We start from the raw sequence: 25,968 nt of genomic DNA on the forward strand, positions 1-25,968 counted from the left end.
TTGCCGAGGCGGTAGGGCGTAGGTGGTCATCGACCCCGCTGAAAGAGGAGAGTTTGTGAGTACACAGGTCACGCAAGAACTGGGGTTTTCAACCTACGTGTTCGTCGAGCGCCTAGGTAAGAACGCAGCAATCTTGCACCCTTTCCCTGAATTCAATATCTCCTTGGTGGCGCGCGCACTTGAGGAAGCGGGACTGCCGATTTCCATCATGGGCGAGCACGCACCTGAGCGCGGAGAAGGAATCTACTTCCAAGAAGAACCCTTCCCGGATGAGTTCCTCGGGATTTTGGCCGATGCGCTGAGCGTTCGAGGCATCGGCGCTTACGCCTACTGCCTCGTTGATGGATCACTGGGCGATCTGGATCTGCACCTCTTCACGCGCGTGGGCGGAAGTTTCCCGCGAGCGGGTAAGAAGGTCGTGCTGATGCGCCTCTACTTGGGGCGAAACGCCGAAGGCCCCGCAGCGACAACATGGATTTTCGGCGCGCCCGCGGACCTCGAGGAAGTGAATGGGCTTCTGAGGGAGAAGTACGATACTCAGCCCGTGTCGGATCCGGCAGGTTTTGCCGCAATCGAAATTCAACACCCGGAGTTTTCGGCGGGATTGCAGGAACCTTCGCAGATCATGGACGATATTTTCCAGACTCTGGGTCGTCATGGTTTTGAAGGCCCAGCATTTGTGGAAGATCATTTTTCGCAGTCCAATGATGCGAATCTGTGAGATACGGGGTTAAAGCCAAGTAGCGCAGTTGACGCATGGGAAACCTGCTCCAGAAAACTCTCAGGAAACGCACGTATTCCTCGCAGTTGATCTTCGTAGACTAGGTGCATCAGACAACGAGTGACTGGTGTTGCTCGTATCTCTCCGGAAGACTTTCTGGGAAGACTGCTCTGTGTTGATGGGATAACGAAAAAGGGCTGACCATGGCGGTCAGTCCTTTTTCGTATTGTCTGGGGCTATGACTTTCAGCCCATCGCCGGTTATGCTGAAGCGTCCTCACTCAAGCAAAGGAGATTTTGTGAGCGCCGATTCCGTTCTGATTACACGTCAGCACCTATTGGATCCCTCGTTGGAGCACACCCTCATCCTCGTCAAGCCCGACGGTTACGCCCGCGGTTTGACCGGAGAAATCCTGCGCCGCATCGAAGCGAAGGGCTACATCATCAAGGGCCTGAAGATCATGGTCGCCTCGCGTGAAATCCTCGCCGAGCACTACCGCGACCACGCAGGCAAGCCCTTCTTCGAGGGCCTCCTGGACTTCATGAGCGCCGGCCCCCTGGTCGCGATCATCGTTGAAGGCCAGCGCGTCATCGAAGGCATGCGCACCATGATGGGTTCGACCGATCCGACAACCGCTCCCGCCGGTACCATCCGCGGGGACCTCGGACGCGCCTGGGATACGCCGAACATGGAGAACATCATTCACGGTTCAGATTCGCCCGAATCCGCGCTGCGCGAGATCGGCATCTGGTTCCCCGAAATCGACTAAATTCCCAGGCCTTCCACGATTTCAGCGCCCGGAAGCGCGGCAAGGAGTTCTCCGGGAACGAAGAGCTTTGAGCGGCGCAGTCCCGAGCCGATGCAGGACCATCCCTGCACGCAACGCGAATCGATTAACAGTCGCCAGGCCTCGGGGATGCCAATCGGAGTGATCCCTCCGTATTCCATCCCCGAGGCCTCGACTGCGCGTTCTTGCGGCCAAAACGAGGCTTTTCGTACGTCGAGAAGCTTCTTCACCACGTGATTAACATCAGCATTCGTTGTCGCGCGTACAACACACGCTGCGATTCTTTCTTCACCCGCGCGCTTGCCCGCAACCAAAATACAATTCGAGGACAGCGCAAGATCCATCCCGAAAGCTTGGGTGAGAACCTCCGTATCAGCCAGTTCTGGGTCAACTTCACTTACTCGCGCTAACGAGGCCACCGCGGGGTTGGCCGCTTCAAGCGCAGTGAGCGCACGCGCGACTGGCGGAGCCACAAGATCGAGGTGCTCAAGAGCGGGACGGGTCTCCAAGTTTCCCGAACCTGGAATTTCAATCGATTCACTCACCTGAGGTTTCTCCTTTAACGCAAAGCTTCCCGTCCATTGCATATGTCTGCGCACGTTCCAAATCAAGGGGAGTATCAATATCAGCGACCCACGATGCCGGGACCTCGATATCAACGGTATTGAGCTCGGCAAGCAGCGAACGCATCGAACGATTGACCCACTCACTCGCGGGGAACCGGCTCACTGCCTCCAGCGAAAAAACTCCGATGAGATTTTGGCGGTAACCATCGGCGCAGGCACTGACGCCATCTACGTGCTTACCCTGCGCCGCCAAATCAGCCACGGCCTCGAGAAGAAGAGGAAAGCACAGCGATGCAAGGGGAGCGTCCAGTGGTTTCGCACCGTATTCCGGAGGGCACCGTGTATATGCACCACGCTCAAGAGCGTGTTGCGAACACTCCTTTGAATGAATCGACCGGGCGTCGTGGTGGTTCGCATAACTCCTTGACGCGCATCTTCTTGAAGCCCTCGCACTTGATCGGTGGTTATGGCCAGTTCACCTACGCCTATAACTACGTCGGTCCGACGGGTAACCAGCGCGATGAAGTCACCATGATTCGTCGCCGTAGCCAGGATGTGGAGTTCTGAGGGTTCGTCCCCCAGATCTGAAGAGAGGGAATGAAACGATGAAGGTCATGAGTCAAGTCGTCATGGTGATGAACCTTGACAAGTGCATTGGCTGCCACACCTGTTCGGTGACCTGTAAGCAGGCATGGACGAACCGCGAAGGTACCGAGTACATGTGGTTCAACAACGTTGAGACCCGACCGGGTGTTGGCTATCCGCGCACCTGGGAAGATCAGGATCACTGGAAGGGCGGGTGGCGCCTGACCAAGTCTGGCAAGCTCGTTCCTCGCAGCGGTGGGCGTTTGAAGAAGCTCGCAACGATCTTCGCAAACCCCGACATGCCTGAGATCGACGACTACTACGAGCCGTGGACATACGATTACGATCGCCTGCTGTCCACGCCCGCCGGAGCGAAGGCAATGCCAACTGCTCGTGCACGCTCGCAGATGACGGGTAAGACCATCGACACCATCGAGTGGGGCCCGAACTGGGACGACAACTTGGGTGGCTCCTTGGAGACCATGCACGAGGACCCGACGCTTGCCAAGATGCAGACCATGGTGCAAACCAGCATCGAAGAAGCGTTCATGTTCTACCTGCCGCGTATCTGCAACCACTGCTTAAACCCCACTTGTGTGTCGGCCTGCCCCTCTGGCGCGATGTACAAGCGTGAAGAAGATGGCATTGTTCTGGTTGACCAGGATGCCTGCCGTGGTTGGCGTATGTGCGTCTCCGGATGCCCCTACAAGAAGGTCTACTTCAACCACTCAACCGGTAAGGCCGAGAAGTGCACGCTGTGCTACCCGCGCATTGAAGTTGGCGAGCCGACGATCTGCTCTGAGACCTGCGTTGGTCGTCTGCGCTACCTGGGTGTTGTCCTCTACGACGCCGATCGCGTGACTGAGGCTGCTTCCGTGAAGGATGAGCAGGAGCTCTACTACGCTCAGCGTGATCTGATCCTGGATCCCAATGATCCCGAGGTCATCGCCGCAGCCCAGGCCTCTGGCATTCCGCGTTCCTTCATCGAGGCCGCGCAGAATTCCCCCGCCTACAAGCTGATTATCGACTACAAGCTGGCTCTTCCTCTGCACCCCGAATTCCGTACTCTCCCCATGGTGTGGTACATCCCGCCGCTCTCCCCGGTTGTGGACGCGGTGACCAAATCGGGTGCCGATGGTGAAAACCACAAGATTCTGCTGACCGCACTGTCCACCATGCGTATTCCGCTGGAATACTTGGCAGGACTGTTCAGCGCTGGAGATACTCGCCCTGTCGAGCTTTCGCTCCGCCGCCTTGCCGCCATGCGTTCCTACATGCGTGACGTCAATATGGGGCAGCCCGTGGATCCTTCGATCCCCGAGTCCGTGGGCATGACCGAAGAAGAAGTTCTGGCCATGTACCGTCTGCTCTCGATTGCAAAGTACGAGGATCGCTACGTGATCCCGACCTCGCACCCCGAGGAAATGCGTACCCCGACCCCGTACCTGTGCCCGGTGGGCGAAGGTACAGAGTCCGGCTGCGGTTCACACAAGGGTGGTAAGGTCCCCGTCTCGATTGGTCGGCGACCCGAATGAGTCAAAAGACCGCGACTTTCATTCCGACGCGTAACCCGGCTCCCGCGGTTCCGGTTGTGAACCAGAGCCGGGAGTCACGCGCCGCAACCTTCATGATCGCTGCTGCCCTTTTGGATTACCCGGGGCAGGAATGGGATGAGATCCTCGCTCAGATTGACTCCTCTTTGGGGCATGTCAGTACCGAGGCTGCTGCGGAGTTTTCGCAGTTCCTTGAGTGGGCACGAGGCAAGTCGCGTCGTGAGGTCGAAGAGGCCTACGTTGAGACCTTCGACCAGAAGCGTCGCTGCTGCTTGGAGCTGACCTACTACGCTACGGGTGACACCCGCCAGCGCGGTATTGCTTTGACCATTGTTCGTGACCTCTACGCCGCCGTTGGCTGGCAGCTTGAGAATGATCAGCTGCCCGACTACCTTCCCAATATTTTGGAGTTGGCGGCGCGAACCGAAGGTGAAGAGCATGAGCTGGTCGAGGCTATGCTGGCTTCGCACCGCGAGGGTGTTGAGATCCTTCACGCGGCACTGCTTTCGCTGTCTTCGCCTTGGGCGCATGTGGTTGCTGCTTTGCGAATGGCTTTGCCCGAGGTAGATGACGCAACTTTTGCTCGCATGCAGACCCTGGTCCGTCAGGGTCCCCCGACCGAGATGGTCGGTATGGCCGATCGAAGCGAACTGCCGTGGCCCACTATCCAAACACCGTCTTCCCTTGTTTCGCCCGCGGGTGAGAACGAACTCTAAGGATTGTCATGAACCTTTTCCTCTGGGGAGTGCTTCCCTACATTTCTTTCACCCTCCTTATCGGCGGGTTGATTTGGCGCTATCGCACCGATCAGTACGGGTGGACCTCGCGTTCATCTCAGCTCAATGAAGGCCGCATCCTGCGTCTGTCATCGCCCCTATTCCACTTCGGTATTTTGGGCGTTGCTGCAGGCCACGTCATGGGCCTGGTTATTCCGCAGTCCTGGACCGAGGCAATGGGCGTAAGCGAGCATGCTTACCACATGGTGGCCATCATTGGTGGTGGTATTGCTGGCCTGATGACGCTGGTTGGTCTGTTCGGCCTCTTGTATCGACGCATTGTCAAGAAGTCGGTGCGTCTGGCAACTAACCGCAATGACATCTTCATGTACCTTCTCTTGACCTGCGCCATCCTCTTGGGAGCTGCGGCGACTTTGACGACGCAGATCTTGGGTAAGCCTGGTGGTTACAACTACCGCGAGACAATCGCGGTGTGGTTCCGTTCGATTTTCACGCTCCAGCCTGATGTCTCTTTGATGACGGACGTCCCGCTCCAGTTCAAGCTGCACATCATTGCTGCCTTCATCCTTTTTGCTGCCTGGCCTTTCACCCGTCTGGTGCACGTCGTCTCGGCTCCGGTGGCATACCCGACGCGTCCTTACGTTGTCTACCGCTCACGTCGATCGGCGACTTCTACCTCTCGTCCCGCACGAGGCTGGACGCCGGTTCGAGGTGGCGCTGCAGGTCCCAAGGCCCAGAGCTTCCCCGAAGATGATGCTCCCTATCAGGGTGCCTGATCTGTGGGTGATGTGATCTGGGGCCTGTATGTGCTGACCTGCGCATACAGGCCCCAGTATTTGAAACGAATGACGGCTAGTTGTTGTCTGTGCACTAGAATGTCAACCAAGTCCCTCAAGACAAGGAGTAGCTGTGACTAACGGCGAGGTGAAAGCCGGTCGATTCTCCTTTCTGATATAAAAACCCCAGGAGGTATTACATGTCTAAACAAAAAATTAATCGCTTTGTCGGATCTATTGGAGCTTTTATTGGGATCCTTGTCTTTATTGCATATATTCCACAAATTATCGCTAACTTACAAGGAGAAAAAGCTCAACCATTCCAACCACTATTCGCAGCATTTTCTTGTTTAATTTGGGTAATCTATGGTTGGACAAAAGAACCTAAAAAAGACTGGATCCTCATCATTCCCAATGCAGCGGGAGTGATATTAGGCGGTTTAACTTTTATTACTTCTTTATAAAAATTAAATAAACAAAACCAGCAGCTTCATAAAATAGTTGCCGGTTATTTCTGCCGATTGCAAGCATTCTATTTGTTCGGGCGAACTATATTCAACAATATATATACCGAATTTAAATCTAAATTAACTAAATTAGATTTCATATACAAATAGACTAAAGTTCAATTTGGTACAAATGTGGCACAAATAAGACTTTTCGTAAAACCTGGTTTGACAAGAATAGCTTTCAATTAAAGTGAAAACAATGCAATATCTTCTGTTTTCGGAACTATATATACATATTGATTTTATAAAATATGAATCAATTTATTTTAAACAGGGGAATAGTTTAGTTCTGTAGAAATGTAATTTATACACTTACAAAGCTTATTCTGACAAACTTTATGACTGTTTATGGAAAAGGGGTAGAGATTGAACGGCATCGAATACATGATCACCCAGTTGGCGACCGCGTCTCCCGCTCAACGCAAGGTTTTGCATGCGTTGACAGATATTGGTCGAGAGGCAACCGTCGTTGAGGTTGCCGAGTACCTTGGCATTCACAAGAACTCTGTCCGTGAGACCCTGATCCCCTTACTCGAACAGGGTTTGGTCGTGCGCCGCACGCATTCGCCCGAAGGTCGCGGTCGTCCCGCGATGTACTACGAAATTGCTGTCCTTGAAGACGCAGCTCGCCTCCAGCGTCAGTCGACAGAACTTCTTATTGCTGCGGCCTCGGCAATGGCGCAGGCGGACGATGGCGGCGAACAGCTTGCGGACGCAATGGGGCGCAACTGGGGGCAGCAGTATGTTGACCTCATTCGCGAATCAGGTGCTTTTGATGCTGCTCACGATGATCAGGAAGCACTCTTCTCTTTGTTGAGGGTGTTCCTCTCGACGCGCGGCTTCCGTGCCGAAAATACCGATGACGGGAATCTTTCCATTAATTCCTGCCCCTACGTGGGTATTGGGGATACCCGTATTCAACAGATCGTTTGTCGCATGCACGGCTCGGCCGTCCGCCACATTGTGGAGGAGCTGAGCAATGGGGATATCTCCTTGACGGTTGTTCCCTTTGCTGATGATTGCGGATGTCGTGTGCTCTTTGAAGATATTCCCGTACGCCAAGCAGCTGGAGAATGACGTATTTGCGGAGAGTTAGTTAAAAAAATTCAATTTATTCGGAAATATCTGTTTATTTCCATTAAACTGAGTGCGTGCCACACTACAAAATCTCCACTCTTGCGACCCTCCTTGGTGTTAGTGACGATACCGTTCGTCGTTGGCTCGACGAGGGCCTAGTTAGACGCGCGGAAAACAATGGAAATAATGGGCCACTACGCGTTGATGGCGCATCGGTTGCCGAGCTCATCGTCAGTCAACCCGAAGTTCACCAGATCGCTGCAGGACAGGACTCTCAGTCCGTTCGAAACCACCTTCAAGGGCTGGTAATTGCTATCCGCAGTGACACAGTAATGAGCCAAGTCGATTTGCAGTGTGGTCCCTATCGAGTCGTCTCTCTGATCTCCACTGAAGGGGTGCGTGAGCTGGGGCTTGAGGTTGGCTCTATTGCTATGGCACAAATCAAAGCAACGAATGTTTCTCTTCAAATCCCGCGCGGAGGGAACCTATGAAACGCTTCAGTGGAATTGCCGTCATCGCGGCATTAAGTCTTATTGCTCTCTCATCGTGTTCGGGAGGAAGTGGATCAGCTTCCTCTAGTTCCTCCGAGGCCTCGTCAACGGCGCCGACTGCCAGCGCAACGCCCGTCGAACTCAAGGTTTTCGCAGCAGCCTCGCTCAACAAGGCATTCCCCGAGATGGCCGACACACTCCTCAAGGAAAGTGATCCGAACATCAAGGTGACCTTCAACTTCCAGGGCTCATCGACTCTGGTTGACCAGATGAAGGAAGGCGCACCTGCTGACGTTTTTGCATCTGCAGACCAGAAGAACATGACCAAAGCAAGTGATGCGAAGCTCGTCGATATGCCAAAGCCCTTCGCATCTAATGTCCTGACACTGATTGTCCCCAAGGGAAATCCGGGAAAGATCACCGGCCTCGACGCTTCTTTGGATGGGAAGAAGCTCGTTGTGTGCGCACAGGGCGTTCCCTGCGGTAACGCGACCAAGCAATTGGCGGAAAAGCTTGGCGTCACGCTCAACCCGGTTTCTGAAGAACAGAAGGTGACGGACGTACGCGCAAAGGTCGAGAGCGGTGAAGCCGATGCAGGCCTGGTCTATGCGACCGATGCGAAGGCCGCTGGCGACAAGGTCGAAACCATCGAGGTTGCTCGAGCGAACGAGGTCGTGAACTCATACCCGATCGCCCTGACCGTCTCGACAAAGAACAAGGAAGCCGCGCAGAAGTTCATCGATGCCGTTCTTTCCGACAAGGGACAGGCGGTGCTGAAGAAGTACGGCTTCTCGGGTCCGATTGCCTCTGATCAGGGCTGAGATTCCGAAGAGAACAGAATTCATACCGATGACGCGCACGCATAGGCATGCGGGGATCCCGCGATGGATCGCACTCCCCGCAGCCTGTGCTGTTCTTTTTCTCTTTGTCCCATTCATTGCACTGCTCCTGCGCATTGATTGGGTTCAATTTCCCCACCTATTCACTCAAGCACTGAGTTCGCAGGCCCTTGCGCTCTCGCTGCGCACCTGTCTTTCCTCGACCCTTGTATGCATCCTTGTTGGACTCCCGCTGGCGCTGGTGTGCGCGCGTGCGCGAGATACGTGGTGGTCGCGGCTCCTGCGCTCCATGGTCACCTTGCCCATGGTTCTTCCGCCGGTTGTCGCGGGTTTGGCGCTTTTAATCACCTGGGGCCGCCGTGGGCTGATCGGAGCCTATCTGCAAATCTTCGGCATCAATATTGCCTTCACGACGGTTGCGGTCATCATGGCGCAGACCTTCGTCTCGCTGCCTTTCTTTGTGTCTTCGCTCGAAGGTGCACTGCGCACGCGAGGTTTCGATGAGGAACGCGTCGCCTCGTCTTTGGGCGCTACCCCCTCACGGACGCTCTGGTTTGTCACCCTGCCGCTTACGATTCCCGCGCTGGTGTCTTCGACCGCTTTGGCTTTCTCGCGAGCGCTCGGTGAATTCGGTGCGACGATCACTTTTGCTGGGTCGTTGGCTGGAGTAACCCGTACGCTTCCCCTAGAGATTTACCTCCAGCGCGAAGAGTCAACTGATATGGCCCTGATGTTGTCAGTGATCTTGGTCTTTGTCGCACTTGTCTTAGTTGGCGGCGCTTCGGCTTTCTCGCAGTGGTGGTATTCGCGCCTGATGGGTGGTGCCGCCCTTGACGAGGCAAAAGTTCCCTCAGAGACCTCGCGCGTGGCCACGCAGCCCGGCCACGGCCTCGGGAATGAGAATGGAGACGCGCAAGACCAGCCTCCACGCCGCCTTGTCCCCGGCGTGCGGATTGCCGGAAAACTTCCCGAGCGGCATATCGATGTCGACCTCACCTGTCATGGCGGCGCCGTCACGGCGTTTATGGGTCATAACGGTTCGGGAAAGAGCACGCTTTTGTCGGTGATCTCTGCTTCCCTCGATGCTCCGGAGATGACCTGTACCTGGCAGTGGCCAGATGGCGCTTCGGGTCGCCAGCCAAAGATCGCCACTTTGGAGCAGAAGCCCGTTCTATTCCCTCACATGAGTGTGCTCGCCAATGTTGCCTTTCCCTTGCGTTGCGCGGGCATTCCCACTGCCGAGGCCGAGGTGCGTGCGCGCGAAGCCCTGGAGTCTGTGGGTTTGGCAGGATTGGAGCAGCGTCGGCCTGCGCAGGTGTCTGGGGGCCAAGCACAGCGAATCGCGCTCGCGCGAGCGCTGGTCGTGGACCCGGATGTGCTGCTCTTGGATGAGCCGATGGCGGCGCTTGACGTCGAGGCGGCGCGCGGCTTGCGCGAGTTGATTGCGCAGCGCTTTGCGGGCAGGACGATCGTTATGGCCACGCACCAGATCGAAGACGCCGCGGCACTGGACGCGCGGATCATCGTATTGAAGAATGGTTGTGTTCTGCGGCAAGGTCCATGGCGCGAACTTGTCGATCAATCGATGAGCCAGGCACAGGGAAGTGATTCCGCGCTGCTGGCAATGGGGCTGAGTGCATTGGAGAGGGCACTCGGGCAGGAGTAAAGGTGAAACCACTGCTATCGCTTCGCTCAATGAGTCGGCGCGGCACAGTCAACCTGTGGCTATTCATCATCACTGGTATCACCGGGCCACTCTTCTACCTCATGTCGCCAAAATTGTGGTCTTTTGCGTTGGTGAGCTGGGCACTGGTGTGCGTGACGCCTATCGCTGTTGCGATGTTGTTGATTCCCATCATCAAGCGGTGTGCTCAGGGAAGCGTGCGCGATGCGGTGCAATTCCGTCGCCGTTTGTCTCCCATGATGTCAAAGGTGTTGTGTGTCGGGCTGGTTGCCATCGACTGCGGTCTTGTCGGAATGGGGTCGGTCTTATGCGCCCAGGTCGTAGCAGATGCAGTGTCGGGAAGTCAGGAACTCACCGTGCGTTGCGTGGCGCACAAAGAAGAGACTTCAACCGTGATGCGCAGGAGAAATTTAAAGACCCGCATATTTACAACGCGTGTCACCTTGGCGAAGGAGTCAGGCGAAGAGATCAATCTGAAGTTCACTGATGGCACGAATTACACGAATACTCACGCATACAGACAACTTCGTAAGCACTGCATCTACGAGGACAGTTTTACCGTCTCGATGTATCCCCGGACGCGCGTGGTAACACACGTCAGTGAAGTCCGCGGATAAGAGCTCACTGACCTCACTGTCTATTACGGATTAAAAAGAAGTCCGTAGACGACGAGATAGACCGGGAAGAGCAGAATCATGACGGAAATCGTGCAGAGCAGAAATGAACGGCTCTGAGCGCCCAGAGCGGTTAAGAAAACCCCCAAGGTTACTGAAATGGGGAGGAATAGGTTCTCACGACTGGTCAGCCCCGCGTGCAGAAGCATGATGGCCACCGGGAGGAGAAGAAGGTGAAGCATCGTTGAGGGCGTGTGCTTGGTAGAAAATCCCCAGGTCCACTGAGCTGCCCCGAGTACGTCGGCGGCGGGGTCGAGGCGGCGAGTAGGAATGCTGTCCTCGGTCTGCTTTTCGGGGGTCGCCTGCGGTGCTACCTGGTCGTTCGTCATTGCTCGCGCTCCTCTAGATTTGCTGTCTTGTGAGTAGATTGTGCTGGGCACAGTATAACGAAAGAAAGTTTGAATATTTAGTGGCTTTTATGGAAGCGAGCTGCATGGATAGGAAAACACTGTGGGGGCCGGTGAAACCGACCCCCACGGTGCATCCCATCAACACAATATGCGTAAAAAACAGCGTCCCTCAACAGGTAAAAGGAGACGGGGCCTTGCGACCCCCGATGTCTGATATTGCAAATGTACGAGGCGAATCTGTGGGAGCTTTGGGGTCAAGCTATGAATAAGCTATGAATGAGTATGGCGAAGGAAATGACGCGCAATGCCAATTGATACGACGACGGTTAATATGAAGACATCACATCTTCTCGGCATTCCTATCGTTGTCGCAGCGGGGCTCCGTGCTCAAGACACCGCCAGGTAGGCATGGACTACACACAGTAATCAGCCAGGGGTTCAGTACTATATGTCAATTATTCGTACCTTATTGAGGAGCCTTCGCGAGTATCGTCGTGCATCACTCCTGACGCCATTTTTTGTTACGGGAGAAGTCATTCTTGAGTGCTTCCTCCCCCTGGTCATGGCCTCCTTGGTTGATCACCTTCAAGGCGGCGCGCTCACCCCGGTCGTGCGCCTGGGCGTCTTCATGTTGGTTATGGCGATGTTCTCGCTCCTTTTCGGAATCCTCGCCGCCCGTTTCGGAGCAACCGCAGCAGCTGGTCTGGCAAAGCACCTGCGTCAAGACCTCTTCTTTAAGGTTCAGGATTTCTCTTTCGGGGATGTCGATCGTTTTTCGACGTCCTCCCTGGTTACCCGCATGACAACGGACGTGACAAACGTCCAAAACGCCTACGGCATGATTATCCGTGTTGCCGTCCGTGTCCCGTTGATGGTCGTCTTCTCGATCGTCATGACGCTTCGCATCAACTGGCACATGTCCCTGATTTTCCTCATCATGTTGCCTTTCCTGGCGGCAATCATGTTCGGGATCATCATCTTCATCTTCCCGGTCTTCCGCCGGATCTTTAAGAAGTACGACGCTTTGAACAACTCGGTGCAAGAGAATATTGCAGGTATTCGCGTCGTTAAGTCTTTCGTCAATGAAGAATACGAAAAGACGCGTTTTGCACGTCGTTCAGAGGAAGTGCGAGCAGACTTCACCTTCGCGGAGAAGGTTCTGGCACTCAATACTCCCGTCATGATGTTCTTCATCTTCGCAGCCATCATGCTGGTGGATTTCATCGGCGCACAAATGATTGTTGCCTCTGGCGGTACGGAGTTGACCACAGGTCAGCTCTCGGCCCTAATCACCTACGGCATCCAAATCCTGACGGCCATGATGATGCTCGCCTTCATCTTCGTCATGATCACGATCGCTGGAGAATCCGCGAATCGTATCGCGGAAGTTCTTCGTTACGAATCGCCGCTGACCTCTCCCGAATACGGTATCCGCGAGGTCCCGACCGGGGATATCACCTTCGAAAACGTCACCTTTAAGTACAGGGAAGACTCAGAGCGCCCAGCACTGTCGGATATCTCCCTGACTATTCCCGCCGGTTCAACACTGGGTATTGTGGGCGGAACAGGTTCTGCAAAGACCTCACTCATTCAGCTGATCCCTCGCCTCTATGACGTCACCGAAGGAAAGGTCACGGTCGGCGGCATCGACGTTCGCGACTACCGCCTCGAACCCCTGCGAGATGCAGTTTCCGTCGTCCTCCAAAAGAACATCCTCTTCTCGGGAACGATCAAAGAAAACCTGCGTTGGGGCAACCCGGACGCGAGCGATGCGGAGCTGATCCGTGCGTGCGAGCTTTCGCAGGCTGATGAGTTTATTCGTCAATTCCCCGATGGCTACGACACCATGGTCGAACGAGGCGGCGCCAACCTCTCTGGTGGCCAAAAGCAGCGCCTGTGCATTGCTCGTGCGCTCCTCAAGAAGCCCATGATCCTCATTTTGGATGATTCCACCAGCGCGGTGGATACCAAGACCGATGCGTTGATTCGACAGGCATTCGAGACCGAAATCCCCGATACGACAACGATCATTATTGCCCAGCGCATTTCTTCAGTTCAGCACGCCGACCAGATCATTGTTTTGGATGACGGGCGCATTAAGGAACACGGCACGCACCAAGAGCTTCTGGACTTGGGCGGCGAATACCGCGAACTGTACGACACACAAAACAGCCCGAGCGAAAGCGAGGTGGCCTGAGATGACGACGCAGCAAACAGAGCAAAAAGAACAGACACTGCAAGCGGAAGAAAAGGATCCGCACAAGCTTGAAGGCGTCCCCAAGCCGCTTGGTCGGCTCCTCAAGTACCTGTGGGCGAGTTACAAGGGCCTTCTCCTTGTGGTCTTCGTGTGCATCATTGTTTCGGGAATCGCATCGGCTGTTGGTGCGATCTTCCTCCAGCAAATCGTTGACCGCGTAATTCTCCCGGGCATGGAACACGGCCTTCCTGCAGTCATGCCAACCTTGATCCGCATCGTTACCGTGATGGGGATTGTTTTCGGATCGGGAATCGTGTGTTCCTTCATCTACACGCGACTGATGGCCATCATCACCCAGGGCACTTTGAAGAAGATGCGCGACGACATGTTCGATCGCATGGAGTCTTTGCCCCTGAAGTTCTTCGATACCCACCCGCACGGCGCGGTGATGTCGACCTACACCAATGACACGGACGCATTGCGTCAGTTGATCGGTCAGTCGATCCCGACCTTGATCTCCTCGATCTTGACCATCCTTGCGCTGCTCGCAACTATGCTGAGCTACTCGGTGTGGCTGACACTTGTGGTCCTTTTGATGTCGGGAACAATGTTCGGCGTAACTAAGAAGATGGGCGGCGGCTCAGCGAAATTTATGGTTGCCCAGCAGCGCTCACTGGCCGACGAGGAAGGCTATATCGAAGAAATGATGGATGGCCAGAAGGTCATCAAGGTCTTCAACCACGAAGACGCCGTCAAGAAAGAGTTCCTCACATACAACCACCAGCTCTTCAACGATTCGGAGCGCGCTAACCAATTCGGCAATATGCTCATGCCGGCGCTGGGAAACATTGGAAATATCCTCTACGTCCTTGTCGCACTCATCGGTGGCATCATGATCGAGCTTCACGCGCCGAACCTTGGTTTTGCGGGTATGGGCACAATCACCGTCGGTATTGTCGTCTCCTTCCTGGGCATGGTGCGTAACTTTACGCAGACGCTGGGGCAGGCCTCGATGCAGGTCCCGATGATCGCCCTGGGTCTTGCGGGTGCTTCCCGAGTCTTTGCCTTGATGGAGCAAGAGAGTGAAGAAGACGAGGGCTACGTGACCCTGGTCCGCGCGCGGGTCGATGAAAGTGGCGATGTCCATCCCACTGAAGAACGCACGGGAGTGTGGGCATGGCGCCACCCCCACAGCGATGGAACGATTACCTACACTCGTCTGCGCGGCGAGTTGGTCATGGAAAATGTCGACTTCTCCTACGACGGGAAGAAGATGGTTTTGCACGACATCTCGCTGTGGGCAACACCCGGTCAGAAGATCGCCTTCGTTGGCGCGACGGGTGCAGGTAAGACAACCATCACCAACCTGATCAACCGTTTCTACGATATTGACGATGGCAAGATCCGCTTTGATGGTATCAATATCAGGAAGATTCATAAGCCTGATTTGCGTCGCTCGCTGGGCGTCGTGCTTCAGGATGTGAAGCTCTTTACCGGTACCGTCATGGATAACATCCGCTTTGGGCGACTGGACGCGACCGATGAGGAATGTATCGCAGCCGCAAAGCTCGCGAATGCTCATTCCTTCATTGAGCGTCTTCCCGATGGCTACCAGACCGAGCTCAGCGGCAATGGGTCAAACCTCTCGCAGGGGCAGGCACAGTTGCTGTCTATTGCGCGTGCAGCTGTTGCCGATCCGCCGGCGATGATTCTGGACGAGGCGACCTCCTCGATCGATACGCGTACTGAGTCATTGGTCCAGAACGGCATGGATAACCTCATGGAGGGGCGTACGGTCTTCGTCATTGCACACCGTCTGTCAACGGTCCGCAATTCCGATGCCATTATGGTGCTGGATCACGGCCGTATTATTGAACGTGGAAGCCACGACGAACTGATTGCTCAAAAGGGCGTGTACTACCAGCTGTACACGGGTGCTTTTGAGCTCGAGTGAAACTCCAATGTGCGTGGGGGAATGTATGCAGATACGTGGAGAAGTTCATTGCGCGCCTTTTGGGGGAGGTCTTCCCGAGGGTTTGCGTTGCCTGGGGATTCCCAGTGCCGCTGGCGTCTTGACTGCGGTAGTGACTGACGAGGCCGTGGCTGGGTCGACCCCTGCGCTCCTCGTGCCAGGTTTTACGGGTTCAAAAGAAGACTTCACTCCCTTTATGCCCTATTTGGCGCAGCGCGGTCGCGCGGCGCTTGCATATTCGCAACGAGGACAGGCTGATTCCGCGGCCCCTGAGGGCGTGGAAAATTACCGTTTGAGTGACTTTGTGGGCGACCTGATTGAAGTTGCTCGATCAATGGGCGCTCAAGAGAGGCCCGTGCACCTCTTGGGGCACTCCTTCGGGGGCGTCATTGCGCGGCAGGCTGCGGTGAAAGCCCCTGAGCTTTTCCGTTCACTGACCCTGTTTTCTACCGGTCCTAGGCCCCCCGAAGGAATGCGGTGGACTCCCTTGCGTCAGCGTTTGCTGTCCTCGACGACGGGGAAGAGGCTTTCGGCTTGGTACATTTCGCAGTTCTTGAGTGAGGATCCTCGGGAAGAGCTCATTGCGCATCGATCGATGGTGACAAGTGAGGATTCGCTGATGGGAGCGGCCATTATTCTGGCCCGTTATCCGGATGTTTCTGTGCCCCTGCGCCAGAGCGGACTTCCCGTACTGATTGCTCACGGGGTAGGGGACAGCGTCTGGCCAGAGCGAATGCATCGTCAAGAAGCGCTGGTTCTTGGAGCACGCTATGAGACTATTCCCGATGCGAAGCACAGTGCTCAATTGGAAAATCCAGCTGTTTTGGCGGATGTCGTGACGCGCTTCTGGGAAGACGTCGAATCACCCGCGGACTAAATGCCGTGTGTCCCTTGGCAGCTTCCGTGGGAAGCCGCCAAGGGACACACAACTATTCGCTTATTCTCAGTGGAACACTCGAGCAAGGAACTCTTGAGTCTGAGGCATCTTCGGGTTTCCGATGACTTCTTCAGGCGGTCCCTGTTCGACGATCTTTCCACGCTCCAAGAAGACGACGCGATCGGCGACCTGACGGGCAAAGCCAATCTCATGTGTAGCCATGAGGATCGTTGAACCGCTGTCCTTGACCTCGCGAACCAGGTCGAGCACTTCGCCGACCAGCATGGGGTCCAGTGCCGAGGTGATCTCGTCGAGAAGCAAAAGCTCAGGGTTCGTGGCGAGCGCGCGAACAATTGCCACGCGCTGCTGCTGACCGCCCGAAAGGCGATCGGGGAACTCGCGGGCCTTTGCGGCAAGACCGATTCGCTCGAGCAGGCTCATTCCGCGCTCTGCTGCCTCTTCGGGGCTCCATCCGTGAACCTTGCGTGCTGCAAGGGTGACGTTGTCGATGACCGACATGTGAGGGAAGAGGTTGTAGTGCTGGAAGACGACACCGATCTGCGCGCGAATCTTGTCCGCGTTGATACTCGGATCGGTGATGTCTTGGCCCGAGAGGAAGATTTGCCCATCATCAACGCGTTCCAAGAGGTTGGCGCAGCGAAGGAGGGTGGACTTACCGGAACCGGATGCACCCAAGAGGACCACGACCTCGTGACGGCGGACGTCAAGGTCAAGGCCGCGCAACACGATATTGGATCCGAAGCGCTTGACGACGCCTTGGATGCTCAGAACGGTTTCATCGCAGGTCGCTTGCTCGTTGGCCTCGTTCGTGACTGTTGTCTGGCTCATCAGACGGTTCCTCCCATCTGTTCGCGCTTACGCAGGCGCGCGGTGTACCAATCGGAAAGACGAATGAAGGGGAAGGACAAGATGATGAAGAAGATGCCTGCAACCACGTAGGAGGTGAAGTTGTAGGTAGTCGCCTGCTGGAGCTGAGCGGCTCGGATGGCATCCGTTGCGCCCAGGACCGAGATCAGGCCCACGTCTTTTTGCATCGAAATGAAGTCGTTCATCAGTGCCGGGGTGACCTTGCGGACTGCCTGGGGAACGATGATGTGACGCATGGTCTGACCGTGGGTGAGGCCAAGGGAGCGCGCCGCATAGCGCTGCGAGGGGTGAACGGATTCAAGACCTGCGCGCAGAACCTCGGAAACATACGAGGTGTAGGTGATGATGAGCGCGACAGTGCCCAAGAGCGTGACATCGATGCGCCTCGAGGGGTTGAGTGCCGGGATACCGAAGCCGATCAAGTACAAGACGACGATGAAGGGGATTCCGCGGAAGATATCGGTGTAGGCGGCCGCGAGGAAACGTAGCGGGAAGAACACCGGTCCAGCCAAGGTGCGGGTAGCAGCCAGGAGGGTTGCGAAGATTGCCACGCCGGTTGCTGCCACCAGCAGCATGCGGATATTCAGCCACATACCGGAGAGCACGGCGGGAATGGCCTGACGTGCGTATTCCCAGTTAAAGAAGGTTTCCTGTGTGGTCTTCCATCCGGGAGAGGAAGCAAGGACCGCAACAATGATGGCGGCGATAATCAGGGTGGAAATCGCGGAAATAAAAAGCGAACGAGTGGTGCGTTTACGTCGATAACGACGGCGCTGCTCTTCGACCGCAGAGACTGGGAATTCAGCCATCGGGTCATCTGAACGAGAGTGATTGAGCACGGGGTCCTCTAAATGGATAACGAGTGCGCGGGGCAATCAGCGGAAGGATAAATGAAAATTCTCCGGCTTGGGGAAGACCCCAAGCCGGAGAAGAAGAATCACTGCTCGAAGATCGGAGCTGACGCGGCGTCCGCCAGCCACTTCTTCTGGAGTTCGGCCAGAGTGCCATTGTCACGCAGCTTGTCGACAGCCTTGGTGACCGCAGGGGTCAGCGCGCTTCCCTTGGGCAGCAGCAGGCCGAAGCTGTTGCCGTCCTCGTTTGCGGTGAACTGACCGACGACCGTGCCGTTGTCAACCTGGGTTGCGATCACGTTGAATGCGGTGGGTAGATCGACGACGATTGCGTCAACCTGTCCGCCCTTGAGGGCCTGGACAACATCGGCGGAACCGTTGAAGACCAGGGGATCAACGCTGGGCTTGAGCTTGTTCATCACGTAGTTCTGGGAAGTCGTGCCGGCCTGAACGCCGAACTTGAGCTTCTTCAGATCGTTAATGCTCTTTGCTTCAGCGGCGGGAGTGCCCTTAACGGCGACAACCGCTTCTGAGGTTGTGTAGTAGGGGCTGGAGAAGTCCACAGCCTGCTTGCGCGCATCGGTGATGGAGAACTGCTGGATGTTGAAGTCCCAGTCCTTGGCGCCGGGTGCGATTGCCGAATCGAAGGTGGTGCGCTTCCACACGACCTGATCCTTGGAGAATCCGAGCTCGCTGGCGACGGCGTAGGCAACTGCGGCCTCGTAGCCTTCACCGGATTCGGGGTTGTCGTTGAGGACCCAGGGGCTGTAGGCCGGGTCGCCGGTGGCGATGGTCAGCTTGCCCTTGGTGACGGTGGGAAGTGTTTCGCCGGTTGCGTTAGCATCGGCGCTTGCGGAAGTGGTGTTGCTTGAAGTGGTCCCGCCCGCGCACGCGCTCAGGGCCATGACGGTGGTTGCTGCGATTGCGACGAGTGCGGACTTACGGAAATGGATCTTGGGACGAACCACGTGTGCTCCCTAAGGAAGTATTGGGACAATTTTGTTGTGAGTGCCTGCCGCGAAGGGGCAAAGCACCCATGTCATAAGGCTAAATGCAATTGCGACCGGGTGGGAAGCGATAGTGCAGATGGTGAGATTTGGTAAAAATCACTCTGGGATGCGGGTTAGACTATATCTAATACCCGAGGGCAGACCCGATGATTGGATCTGCCCTCTGATTTATTTGACGCTAATGGTCACTTGCCAAGCTTGTCTTTGATGTCTGAAACGACGTCCTCGGCCTTGTCCTTAGCCGCCTCGACGGCGTCTTCGGCCTTGTCCTTAGCGTCTTCGGCCTTGTCCTTAACTGCCTCGACGACGTCTCCGGCCTTGTCCTTTGCAGCTTCAAAGCCTTCTTCGGCCTGCTTCTTGATGTTTTCCAGATCCACGATGACTCCTTCAATAGTGATACTTCCAGTGATTACCGGAACGCTCTCTCAGCCTAAGGCATGGTGGTGTTCTTGTCGATAGCTTCAATTTTTAAAGGAGGCTGGGGTGACACGTTAAGAAATACCATCGATGAAGAAGGGGGAGTCAATGCACCCGTGGGCGAATTGGTGTGTTTCTGTTTCTGCGCTCCCCCCAAGTGCGGGTGGTCCGTCGAGAACGAGGATTGCGAGGCCGTGGATGTACGCCCAAAGCGTTGCTTCTGCGTGTGGATCCTCGCTCCCGTAGGCAATCTTTGCGAGGCCGTGGAGCTGGGAACGCGCTGCTTGGCTGGCCTGGATGAGCTCGGGGTGTGAGTCGGGATCGTACATGTCAGAGCGAAACATGATGCGAAAAACCCCTGGGTTTTTCAGGGCGAAAGTCAGATATGCGTGTCCTGCTGCGCGCGTTGTCTCCTGGGGTGTCGCATCTGCGCTGGCGCGAAGTGTCTCGCTGAGCGCTTTTTCCAAGGCGAGGAATCCCTCTGTAATGAGCGCTGCAAGGATTCCCTCTCGGCTTTTGAAGTGGTGGTAGGGAGCCTGGTGTGTGCATCCGGCTCGCCTCGAGACCTCGCGCATGGACAGAGAGGCGGGTCCTCCTTCGTTGAGGAGTTCTCCGCTGATCGTGAGGATCGTTTTGCGTAGGCCGGGAGCTTCGCTTGAGCGTGTCATGGCATCAGTATAGGGGAAATGTGCCGTTACTACTTGACAGTGTCTATGAGTGCATGATTCCATTACTAGACACTGTCAAGTAGTAGGGGTGTGTATGTACGACGCAATTGTGATCGGTTCAGGAATAGGTTCACTGACAACCGCAGGACTGCTCGCAGGAGTGGCGAAAAAGCGAGTGCTCGTCCTCGAAAAACATTCCACCCCAGGGGGACTTACCCACGCATTTCGACGCCAAGGCGCAAGCTGGGACGTAGGTTTGCACTACGTCGGCGACATGGCTCCGGGGACTCGGCCTCGTCACATCATTGATTACCTCACGGACGGGAAACTCTCGTGGATGCAGATGCCCGATAGCTACGACCGCTTCTGCCTCCCAAAGCTCGGAGTGACTCTTGATGTCCCATCAAACGCAGCTCTCTATCGCCAGCGGCTTGAGGCGCTCTTTCCGAAGGAGAAACGAGCACTGAAGCGCTATTTCAAGGATGTCGCGCGGGCATACTCGTGGATGACGCTCAACTATGTTCGTCAGGTTGTCCCGCAACAGGTGGCCCCTTTGATCGGCTTGGCGCAGAAGATGCATACATCGCTCGCATGTGAGACGACTGCGCACTATATGAATCGTCGTTTTCGCGATCCCGCGTTGAGAACACTCCTGACAATGCACTGGGGGGACTACGGAGTCGAACCTGAGCGCAGTGCTTTTGTCGCCCACGCGATGATCGTCGGCCACTACATGAATGGAGCGTGGTTTCCTCGCGGAGGAAGCGGGCAGATCTCGCGAATGATCGAAGAAAAGATCCGCGCGAATGGGGGAGAAATTCGCGTCTCTCAAAGCGTCGAAGAAATTCTTGTCGAAAACGGTCGGGCGGTTGGAGTCCGCGTCACTGATACTTCCGGTGCACATTCAGTGACTTATGAAGAGCGTGCCCCGATCATTGTTTCCGGAGTCGGAGCAAGCGAAACGTATAACCGTTTACTTCCTGCGCAGGGAAGGACGGGAAAACTCACAAAACCGATACGCGAATCGATCGTGCGCATGGGATATGGGGGGACAGCAGTCATCGTCTACCTCACTCTTGACCACTATCCCAAGGGGATCGACGGCTCCAATATCTGGATCAACGAGGGTGACGGCTCGCAGACTCCAGCGGCATTGACCGCGGCGCTGATGGAAGGTAATCCCCAAACGGCATTTGTTTCCTTCCCGGGGCTCAAAGCAGACGACCAGCACGCCACCGCCGAAATTGTCTCCTTCGTTGAAGCCGGCGCATTCCATACGTGGGAGGAGACAACTAAAGGGGACAGGGGAAGCGACTACGACTTGCTCAAATCAACAATGGCGCATGGATTGATCGCGCTCGTTGACCGCACTCTCCCGGGCTTTGCGCACTCTGTTCGCTACGAAGAAGTAGCGACGCCTCTCACCATCGAGCACTACACCTCTCATTCACAGGGATGCTTCTACGGCCTTCCTCTTACCCCGCAACGATTCACAGCGGGACTGACCACCCCTGAAACACCAATCCCAGGGCTCTTCCTGACGGGCCAAGATGCGGGATTTCCCGGAATTGTCGGAGCCGCGATGGCGGGGTGGACAAGCGCTTGTCGAATCCTCGGGCCAAAGGGCTACTTGCAGATCAATCAGAGCCTGAGCGCTGCTTCCACGAGTGGACGTGAAACCTCAGATCCAGAACCAACGCAGGACCATTCAACCCACAGCGCTCCACGCCTCGCCGCTCAGGTCCTCCAGGCGCAATGGCTAAGCCCCCATATCCGAGACATTGTCCTCAAGCTCCCGCGTTCACTGCAGTGGTGCCCCGGCCAGTATTCCCTGATCCGAGTTGCTCCCTTTGAGTGGAGGCCGTATTCCTTGGCAAGCGCATCTGGACAAAGCGCCCGTTTCATCATCGACGTGAGAACCAAGGGGAAGGGAGCAGCCTTCGCGCGTGGCCTGCAGCCCGGAGACGAGGTCGAACTCCAACTCCCATTGGGAAATTTCGACATTCACAGCGACGTACGCGGAAACGACGAGGCTCCCACCCGCCGCAGGATTTTCATCGCAACGGGAAGTGGGATTGCCCCATTTTGTGCCGCCTTTGATGAAGGGATCCGCGCTGACGACCTACTGCTCTTTGGGTGTACAACCGCAGACGAGGATCTGACGCGTTGGCTCAAGACACCGATCCCTCACGTGATTCGCTGCATGACACGTGAGTCAAGCGACGCCGCATTCAAGGGCCGCGTCACGGACTATCTACGCATGACAGGTATCGACCAAAGCGCCGACTACTACGTGTGTGGGTCACCAGCCATGGTCGCCGATGTGCGTCGCGTGATCCGAAGCGGAGGGGGACGCGTCTACTGTGAATCCTTCTGAAACAGGAGGTCTTTCACTGACCAGCCGAGGCTAATTTCCAATCCTCGAAAGAGAATTCGGGCGAGACAACGCAAGTGGCCAGCGCCGCTTGGCCTCGAGCAAAAGTACGCTGCCACGAACCGGCGGGGACAAGGAATTGCACGGGGTTCGAAGGCTCAGAAGGGGAGAGTTCTGCATCGCCAGCATCCGGCGACGCCAGGACTACGATCTGCGGCTCGGAACTGGGGGCCTCGCCATCTCCGCCGAGGTGAATCTCCAGCGCTCCCGGACCCGACCAGATCCACAGTTCATCGGAGTGCACCAGGTGCCAAGCCGCTTCCTCGTCGCGATCGAGCACAAAGAGGATTGCCGAGGCCGTGGCTCGCTGGCCGCGAGGGGTTTCCACATGCGTGGGTGCGGTCCAAGTGCGGCGGAAGTGGCCGCCCTCGGGGTGGGGCTCAAGGTCAAGTTGCTTGACGAGCGTGGAAGCGAGCGGAGTGAGAGTAGTCATTGCATGTCTCCCTCAAAGATGCCGGTAAAACGCGGATCGATCCAGCGCAGGTCTCCGTCAATAATCGTTGCAATCTGGCGAGAAGCGCCGGTTTGGACGAGCTCCTCGATCGTGTCGACAATCGTCGTTACGGATACATCGAAAAACACCATGTCTGCGACCGCGCCGGACTGAAGCTGGCCAACGCGCTGCGGGCCAGTCGACAATCCCAAGGCGACAGCCCCGCCCAAAGTTGCGGTGTGGAGCAGACGACGAGCCAGGTCGCCTTCCCCATAACCCTGAGCGCGAGCGATCTTATACAGGAGCGCAACGTCTTCCATGACGTCAAGGCTGGGAGAAGAGGACAGAGAGTCCGTCCCCACGGCCAGCAAATTGCCCTCATTTAGGTAGGCGGCAACAGGGGGAGCATCCAAGCCAATCACACGATTCGAGCGTGGGCACAAAGCAACAGCAGTATTGCGAGAACGCAGGCGACGCCGGTCATCTGCGGTCATGTACACCCCGTGGGCCACATGGCAATCAGGACCCAAAACCCCCAGTTGGTCGACGAATTGTGTCGCCGAGAAGCCCCCGCCCAAGGAACGCATTTCCGTGAAGGAGGTCGAGGCCCCGCTGCGCCATAAATCGTCCAATTGCGCGGTTCGGCCTTCTTTCCACTCGGCCTCGGAATGGGATTCACCCAAGTGGATATGCAGGCGAAGGTTACGTCGGCGCGCAAGGTCGGGAAGATCCAAAAGCGGTTCCGCGTCCAATGAGTATGGCGCATGCGGAGAAATGCCGATCTGCGGGGGAGTGGGCATCGCATCCAGGGAGGCATTGACGCTTGCCGGACCGTGAGCCGCCCAATCCTCATTCGACCACCCCATGACTTCCCAGTAGGCGACGCCGTGCAGGCCTAGGTCGTGGAGCGCGCCCGCGGCCTCGGGATCGGTGACGACGTCGGCAGCACTGGTTGTCCCGTAACGGATCGATAGGCGAGCACCGCGCGCGGCCTCGGCCTTCCAATCGAATTCGGTATGGTCATAGACCGCGTCGAAAGCCTGCGCCCACGAGGGGAAACCCGTGTAACGCCTCGCGCCAACTTCTGCCATTCCCGTGTACTGCAAGTGGGTGTGCGCATTGACGAGGCCGGGCATCAGTACCCCGTTTACGTGGTGTTCGACGAAAGATCGTCCCGCCTGCTCAAGTGCGTGGATGACCCAATCACGAGATCCCACGTGTTCGATCCGTCCACCGGAAACCGCAATAGCACCGTCCAAGACGGATGGGGCGGTGATCGGAATGACGAGCCCAGCTGAGTAGACCTCGACGACGTCGGAATGCGGGCGGGGGCTGAGGATCTCTGCGTCATCCTGGGAAAGCGTCGAAGTCATAGAACTATTGTGCATTGCCTGTCCCGCGAAGTGCATCAAGCGCAGCTTGAGATACCGCATCATCAGCGTGGACGGGAAGGTTATGGAGACCGGGTGCGAGTTCATCTCCGTGAGTCAGTAGCTCGGTAAGTGCGCCGACTTGGACTCCAAAACTCATGTCCATGATCTCGATGGGATTGCCTTCCCCGGCCGTGTAGTTGATGCCCTCGCCCTTTTCGAGGATGCGCAGGGACTTGCCCGTCGGGCTGGTCAGCCTTTGCACATGAGGGTCGCCGGCCTCGGTAAAAGTCCAGCCCGCGGCCAGTGCCTCTTCGATCTCAACTTCACCGACCACGCCGCCCGCGACAGTGACAATCGCATTTTCGGGGAGAGCCTCAAGCGCGTTGAGCGGAATTGTCGAGGGCTCACCCGTCGCGGAAATCAACATGCCTGCGCGTGCGGCAAGCTCAGGCAGCGGGGCGACAGTGAAGCCATCCATGCGCGCTTGGAGAGCGCGGACCGGGTCCAGCTCAACAACACTGACCTTTCCTCCCAGTGCGCGGCCAAAGCGAGCACACCCCTTGCCGACGTCTCCGTAACCAATGACTCCGACCGCCATTCCAGGGACTGGGGCTCCAATTCCTGCAGGATCGATGATGTCAAGAATCGTTGTCCAACAGGATTGGCCCGTGCCGTAGGCGTTATCGAAGAGGGTCTTGGAACGTGCATCATTGCTGGCAATCACAGGAACGCGCAGAGGGAAATGACGCAGCGGACGCAGTCCCGAGGTCGTTTCCTCGGCAGCGCCGCGCAAGGCGGAAAGCGCTGTGGGAGCGCGACCCGGATCGTGAGCCATGCGAATAAGATGCGAACCGTCATCCAGCAGGTACTCATTGTTTTCCGCGAGGAAGTCGCGGGCGAGTGCTTCTTCCTGCTCCCGAGTTGCGTGGGAGTCGGCGAAGACCTTCAGTCCCGCGCGGCGCAGTGCGTCGGCAACATCATCTCGGGTCTCACTTGCGTGCCCAAAGACGGAAACTTCAGCACCGGCCTCGGCAAGCATCAAAGCAAGTGCAGCGGTCTTAGGTTCCAAAACCAGGGCGAGGCCGATGCGGCGGCCCGGGAGGAGGTGGGCAATGCGGCGAACTGCGGCCTCGGTGACGGGCATGAGCGAACGGGCCCACGCGATGCGCTCGGGATCCTCGGGGCCACGCAAAAGGGAAGTATCGGGCGCGTAAACTCCTTGGAAGCTGCCGCCGGGAGCGAGGACGGTGATCGCACCCGGACGAGGAAATGCTCCCTCATCCAGGTCGAAGATGACGTCGAGGCCTGTGGGAGCGGCCTCGGAACAATCAGGGCTAATGACCTGGGCTCCGAAAGCCTCAAGGAGCGCGGTGAGCTCTCCGTCGGAGGTGATGAAACGCCGTCCGGCAATCAACATATTTGTTGCGCGAGCATAGGCTCGCAGGAGCAATTGCGCATGGGTCATATCCATCAACCTAGCAGATTAACTATTCCAGCTG

Annotated in this window: 26 protein-coding genes and 1 pseudogene; 16 read left to right on the top strand and 11 right to left on the bottom strand. The window is 56.5% G+C overall.

Features of this window, described 5'->3' with window-relative positions:
* Positions 1-55 precede the first annotated feature (55 nt).
* On the top strand, positions 56-721 hold the full coding sequence (locus BQ8011_RS02260; protein WP_072457115.1) for a hypothetical protein: 666 nt from the start codon (positions 56-58) through the stop codon (positions 719-721).
* A 298-nt stretch (positions 722-1,019) separates the two neighbouring features.
* Complete coding sequence (gene ndk / locus BQ8011_RS02265) at positions 1,020-1,490, top strand: nucleoside-diphosphate kinase (protein WP_034500937.1); 471 nt, start codon at positions 1,020-1,022, stop codon at positions 1,488-1,490.
* On the opposite strand, the gene BQ8011_RS02270 is transcribed toward ndk, so the two are convergent.
* A complete protein-coding gene (locus BQ8011_RS02270) occupies positions 1,487-2,095 on the bottom strand; it encodes a YbaK/EbsC family protein (RefSeq protein ID WP_083429971.1) in 609 nt (202 codons plus the stop codon). The genes ndk and BQ8011_RS02270 overlap by 4 nt on opposite strands.
* Positions 2,046-2,336, bottom strand: coding sequence for a hypothetical protein (locus BQ8011_RS02275; protein ID WP_197678558.1), 291 nt, complete (start codon positions 2,334-2,336; stop codon positions 2,046-2,048). The genes BQ8011_RS02270 and BQ8011_RS02275 overlap by 50 nt, the downstream gene beginning before the upstream one ends.
* Before the next feature lie 41 nt (positions 2,337-2,377).
* On the opposite strand from BQ8011_RS02275, the pseudogene BQ8011_RS02280 reads away from it, so the two are divergent.
* The 10 genes and pseudogenes from BQ8011_RS02280 to BQ8011_RS02325 form a co-directional block, all read left to right on the top strand.
* Positions 2,378-2,641: pseudogene (locus BQ8011_RS02280) on the top strand (molybdopterin dinucleotide binding domain-containing protein); the annotation flags it as partial.
* A gap of 38 nt (positions 2,642-2,679) precedes the next feature.
* The gene (gene narH / locus BQ8011_RS02285) at positions 2,680-4,194 is read left to right on the top strand and encodes a nitrate reductase subunit beta (protein WP_072457119.1); all 1,515 of its coding nucleotides are present in this window, start codon (positions 2,680-2,682) and stop codon (positions 4,192-4,194) included.
* Positions 4,191-4,928 carry a nitrate reductase molybdenum cofactor assembly chaperone gene (gene narJ / locus BQ8011_RS02290; RefSeq protein ID WP_072457121.1) on the top strand — a complete coding sequence of 246 codons (738 nt, stop codon included), beginning with the start codon at positions 4,191-4,193 and terminating at the stop codon, positions 4,926-4,928. The genes narH and narJ overlap by 4 nt, the downstream gene beginning before the upstream one ends.
* A gap of 8 nt (positions 4,929-4,936) precedes the next feature.
* The gene (gene narI / locus BQ8011_RS02295) at positions 4,937-5,725 is read left to right on the top strand and encodes a respiratory nitrate reductase subunit gamma (protein WP_072457123.1); all 789 of its coding nucleotides are present in this window, start codon (positions 4,937-4,939) and stop codon (positions 5,723-5,725) included.
* Between the two features lie 200 nt (positions 5,726-5,925).
* Positions 5,926-6,189, top strand: coding sequence for a SemiSWEET family transporter (locus tag BQ8011_RS02300; protein WP_009408046.1), 264 nt, complete (start codon positions 5,926-5,928; stop codon positions 6,187-6,189).
* A gap of 411 nt (positions 6,190-6,600) precedes the next feature.
* Complete coding sequence (locus BQ8011_RS02305) at positions 6,601-7,311, top strand: helix-turn-helix transcriptional regulator (protein ID WP_231945343.1); 711 nt, start codon at positions 6,601-6,603, stop codon at positions 7,309-7,311.
* A 74-nt stretch (positions 7,312-7,385) separates the two neighbouring features.
* Positions 7,386-7,802 carry a TOBE domain-containing protein gene (locus BQ8011_RS02310; RefSeq protein WP_072457127.1) on the top strand — a complete coding sequence of 139 codons (417 nt, stop codon included), beginning with the start codon at positions 7,386-7,388 and terminating at the stop codon, positions 7,800-7,802.
* Positions 7,799-8,623: a molybdate ABC transporter substrate-binding protein gene (gene modA / locus BQ8011_RS02315; RefSeq protein WP_072457129.1), complete on the top strand. Its 825-nt coding sequence runs from the start codon at positions 7,799-7,801 to the stop codon at positions 8,621-8,623. The genes BQ8011_RS02310 and modA overlap by 4 nt, the downstream gene beginning before the upstream one ends.
* 28 nt (positions 8,624-8,651) lie before the next feature.
* The gene (locus tag BQ8011_RS02320) at positions 8,652-10,307 is read left to right on the top strand and encodes an ABC transporter permease (protein ID WP_072457131.1); all 1,656 of its coding nucleotides are present in this window, start codon (positions 8,652-8,654) and stop codon (positions 10,305-10,307) included.
* Positions 10,308-10,309: 2 nt separating this feature from the next.
* Entirely contained in the window at positions 10,310-10,942 is a 633-nt protein-coding gene (locus BQ8011_RS02325) for a hypothetical protein (protein WP_231945344.1), read from the top strand.
* 23 nt (positions 10,943-10,965) lie between these two features.
* On the opposite strand, the gene BQ8011_RS02330 is transcribed toward BQ8011_RS02325, so the two are convergent.
* Positions 10,966-11,328 carry a hypothetical protein gene (locus BQ8011_RS02330; RefSeq protein ID WP_072457133.1) on the bottom strand — a complete coding sequence of 121 codons (363 nt, stop codon included), beginning with the start codon at positions 11,326-11,328 and terminating at the stop codon, positions 10,966-10,968.
* 469 nt (positions 11,329-11,797) lie between these two features.
* On the opposite strand from BQ8011_RS02330, the gene BQ8011_RS02335 reads away from it, so the two are divergent.
* From BQ8011_RS02335 to BQ8011_RS02345, 3 genes are read left to right on the top strand one after another with little or no spacing between them, the layout of a single operon-like run.
* Positions 11,798-13,546: an ABC transporter ATP-binding protein gene (locus BQ8011_RS02335; protein WP_072457135.1), complete on the top strand. Its 1,749-nt coding sequence runs from the start codon at positions 11,798-11,800 to the stop codon at positions 13,544-13,546.
* A 1-nt stretch (position 13,547) separates the two neighbouring features.
* The gene (locus tag BQ8011_RS02340) at positions 13,548-15,500 is read left to right on the top strand and encodes an ABC transporter ATP-binding protein (RefSeq protein ID WP_072457137.1); all 1,953 of its coding nucleotides are present in this window, start codon (positions 13,548-13,550) and stop codon (positions 15,498-15,500) included.
* 25 nt (positions 15,501-15,525) lie between these two features.
* On the top strand, positions 15,526-16,395 hold the full coding sequence (locus BQ8011_RS02345) for an alpha/beta fold hydrolase (protein ID WP_072457139.1): 870 nt from the start codon (positions 15,526-15,528) through the stop codon (positions 16,393-16,395).
* Between the two features lie 66 nt (positions 16,396-16,461).
* Here BQ8011_RS02345 and BQ8011_RS02350 read toward each other — a convergent pair whose 3' ends face one another.
* The 5 genes from BQ8011_RS02350 to BQ8011_RS02370 all read right to left on the bottom strand — a co-directional run bounded on the left by BQ8011_RS02350 (position 16,462) and on the right by BQ8011_RS02370 (position 20,229).
* The gene (locus BQ8011_RS02350) at positions 16,462-17,244 is read right to left on the bottom strand and encodes an amino acid ABC transporter ATP-binding protein (protein WP_072457141.1); all 783 of its coding nucleotides are present in this window, start codon (positions 17,242-17,244) and stop codon (positions 16,462-16,464) included.
* Positions 17,244-18,092 carry an amino acid ABC transporter permease gene (locus BQ8011_RS02355; protein ID WP_072457837.1) on the bottom strand — a complete coding sequence of 283 codons (849 nt, stop codon included), beginning with the start codon at positions 18,090-18,092 and terminating at the stop codon, positions 17,244-17,246. Before BQ8011_RS02355 ends, BQ8011_RS02350 begins: the two co-directional genes overlap by 1 nt.
* Before the next feature lie 128 nt (positions 18,093-18,220).
* Entirely contained in the window at positions 18,221-19,102 is an 882-nt protein-coding gene (locus BQ8011_RS02360; protein WP_072457143.1) for an ABC transporter substrate-binding protein, read from the bottom strand.
* Between the two features lie 227 nt (positions 19,103-19,329).
* On the bottom strand, positions 19,330-19,521 hold the full coding sequence (locus BQ8011_RS02365) for a hypothetical protein (protein ID WP_072457146.1): 192 nt from the start codon (positions 19,519-19,521) through the stop codon (positions 19,330-19,332).
* Between the two features lie 114 nt (positions 19,522-19,635).
* A complete protein-coding gene (locus BQ8011_RS02370; protein WP_072457148.1) occupies positions 19,636-20,229 on the bottom strand; it encodes a TetR/AcrR family transcriptional regulator in 594 nt (197 codons plus the stop codon).
* Between the two features lie 94 nt (positions 20,230-20,323).
* Here BQ8011_RS02370 and BQ8011_RS02375 point away from each other — a divergent pair, with 94 nt between their 5' ends.
* Positions 20,324-22,606 (top strand): FAD-dependent oxidoreductase, encoded by a 2,283-nt coding sequence (locus tag BQ8011_RS02375; protein ID WP_072457150.1) that lies wholly within the window; start codon positions 20,324-20,326, stop codon positions 22,604-22,606.
* Positions 22,607-22,619: 13 nt separating this feature from the next.
* Here BQ8011_RS02375 and BQ8011_RS02380 read toward each other — a convergent pair whose 3' ends face one another.
* Genes BQ8011_RS02380 through BQ8011_RS02390 form a run of 3 tightly spaced genes read right to left on the bottom strand, consistent with a single transcriptional unit; the run spans position 22,620 to position 25,940 of the window.
* Positions 22,620-23,096 (bottom strand): cupin domain-containing protein, encoded by a 477-nt coding sequence (locus BQ8011_RS02380; RefSeq protein ID WP_072457152.1) that lies wholly within the window; start codon positions 23,094-23,096, stop codon positions 22,620-22,622.
* Complete coding sequence (locus tag BQ8011_RS02385; RefSeq protein ID WP_072457838.1) at positions 23,093-24,469, bottom strand: amidohydrolase family protein; 1,377 nt, start codon at positions 24,467-24,469, stop codon at positions 23,093-23,095. The genes BQ8011_RS02380 and BQ8011_RS02385 overlap by 4 nt, the downstream gene beginning before the upstream one ends.
* Before the next feature lie 4 nt (positions 24,470-24,473).
* Positions 24,474-25,940: an adenosylhomocysteinase gene (locus BQ8011_RS02390; protein WP_234952138.1), complete on the bottom strand. Its 1,467-nt coding sequence runs from the start codon at positions 25,938-25,940 to the stop codon at positions 24,474-24,476.
* Between the last annotated feature and the right edge of the window lie 28 nt (positions 25,941-25,968).

The organism is Actinomyces marseillensis (assembly GCF_900155605.1).
Lineage (GTDB): Bacteria > Actinomycetota > Actinomycetes > Actinomycetales > Actinomycetaceae > Pauljensenia > Pauljensenia marseillensis.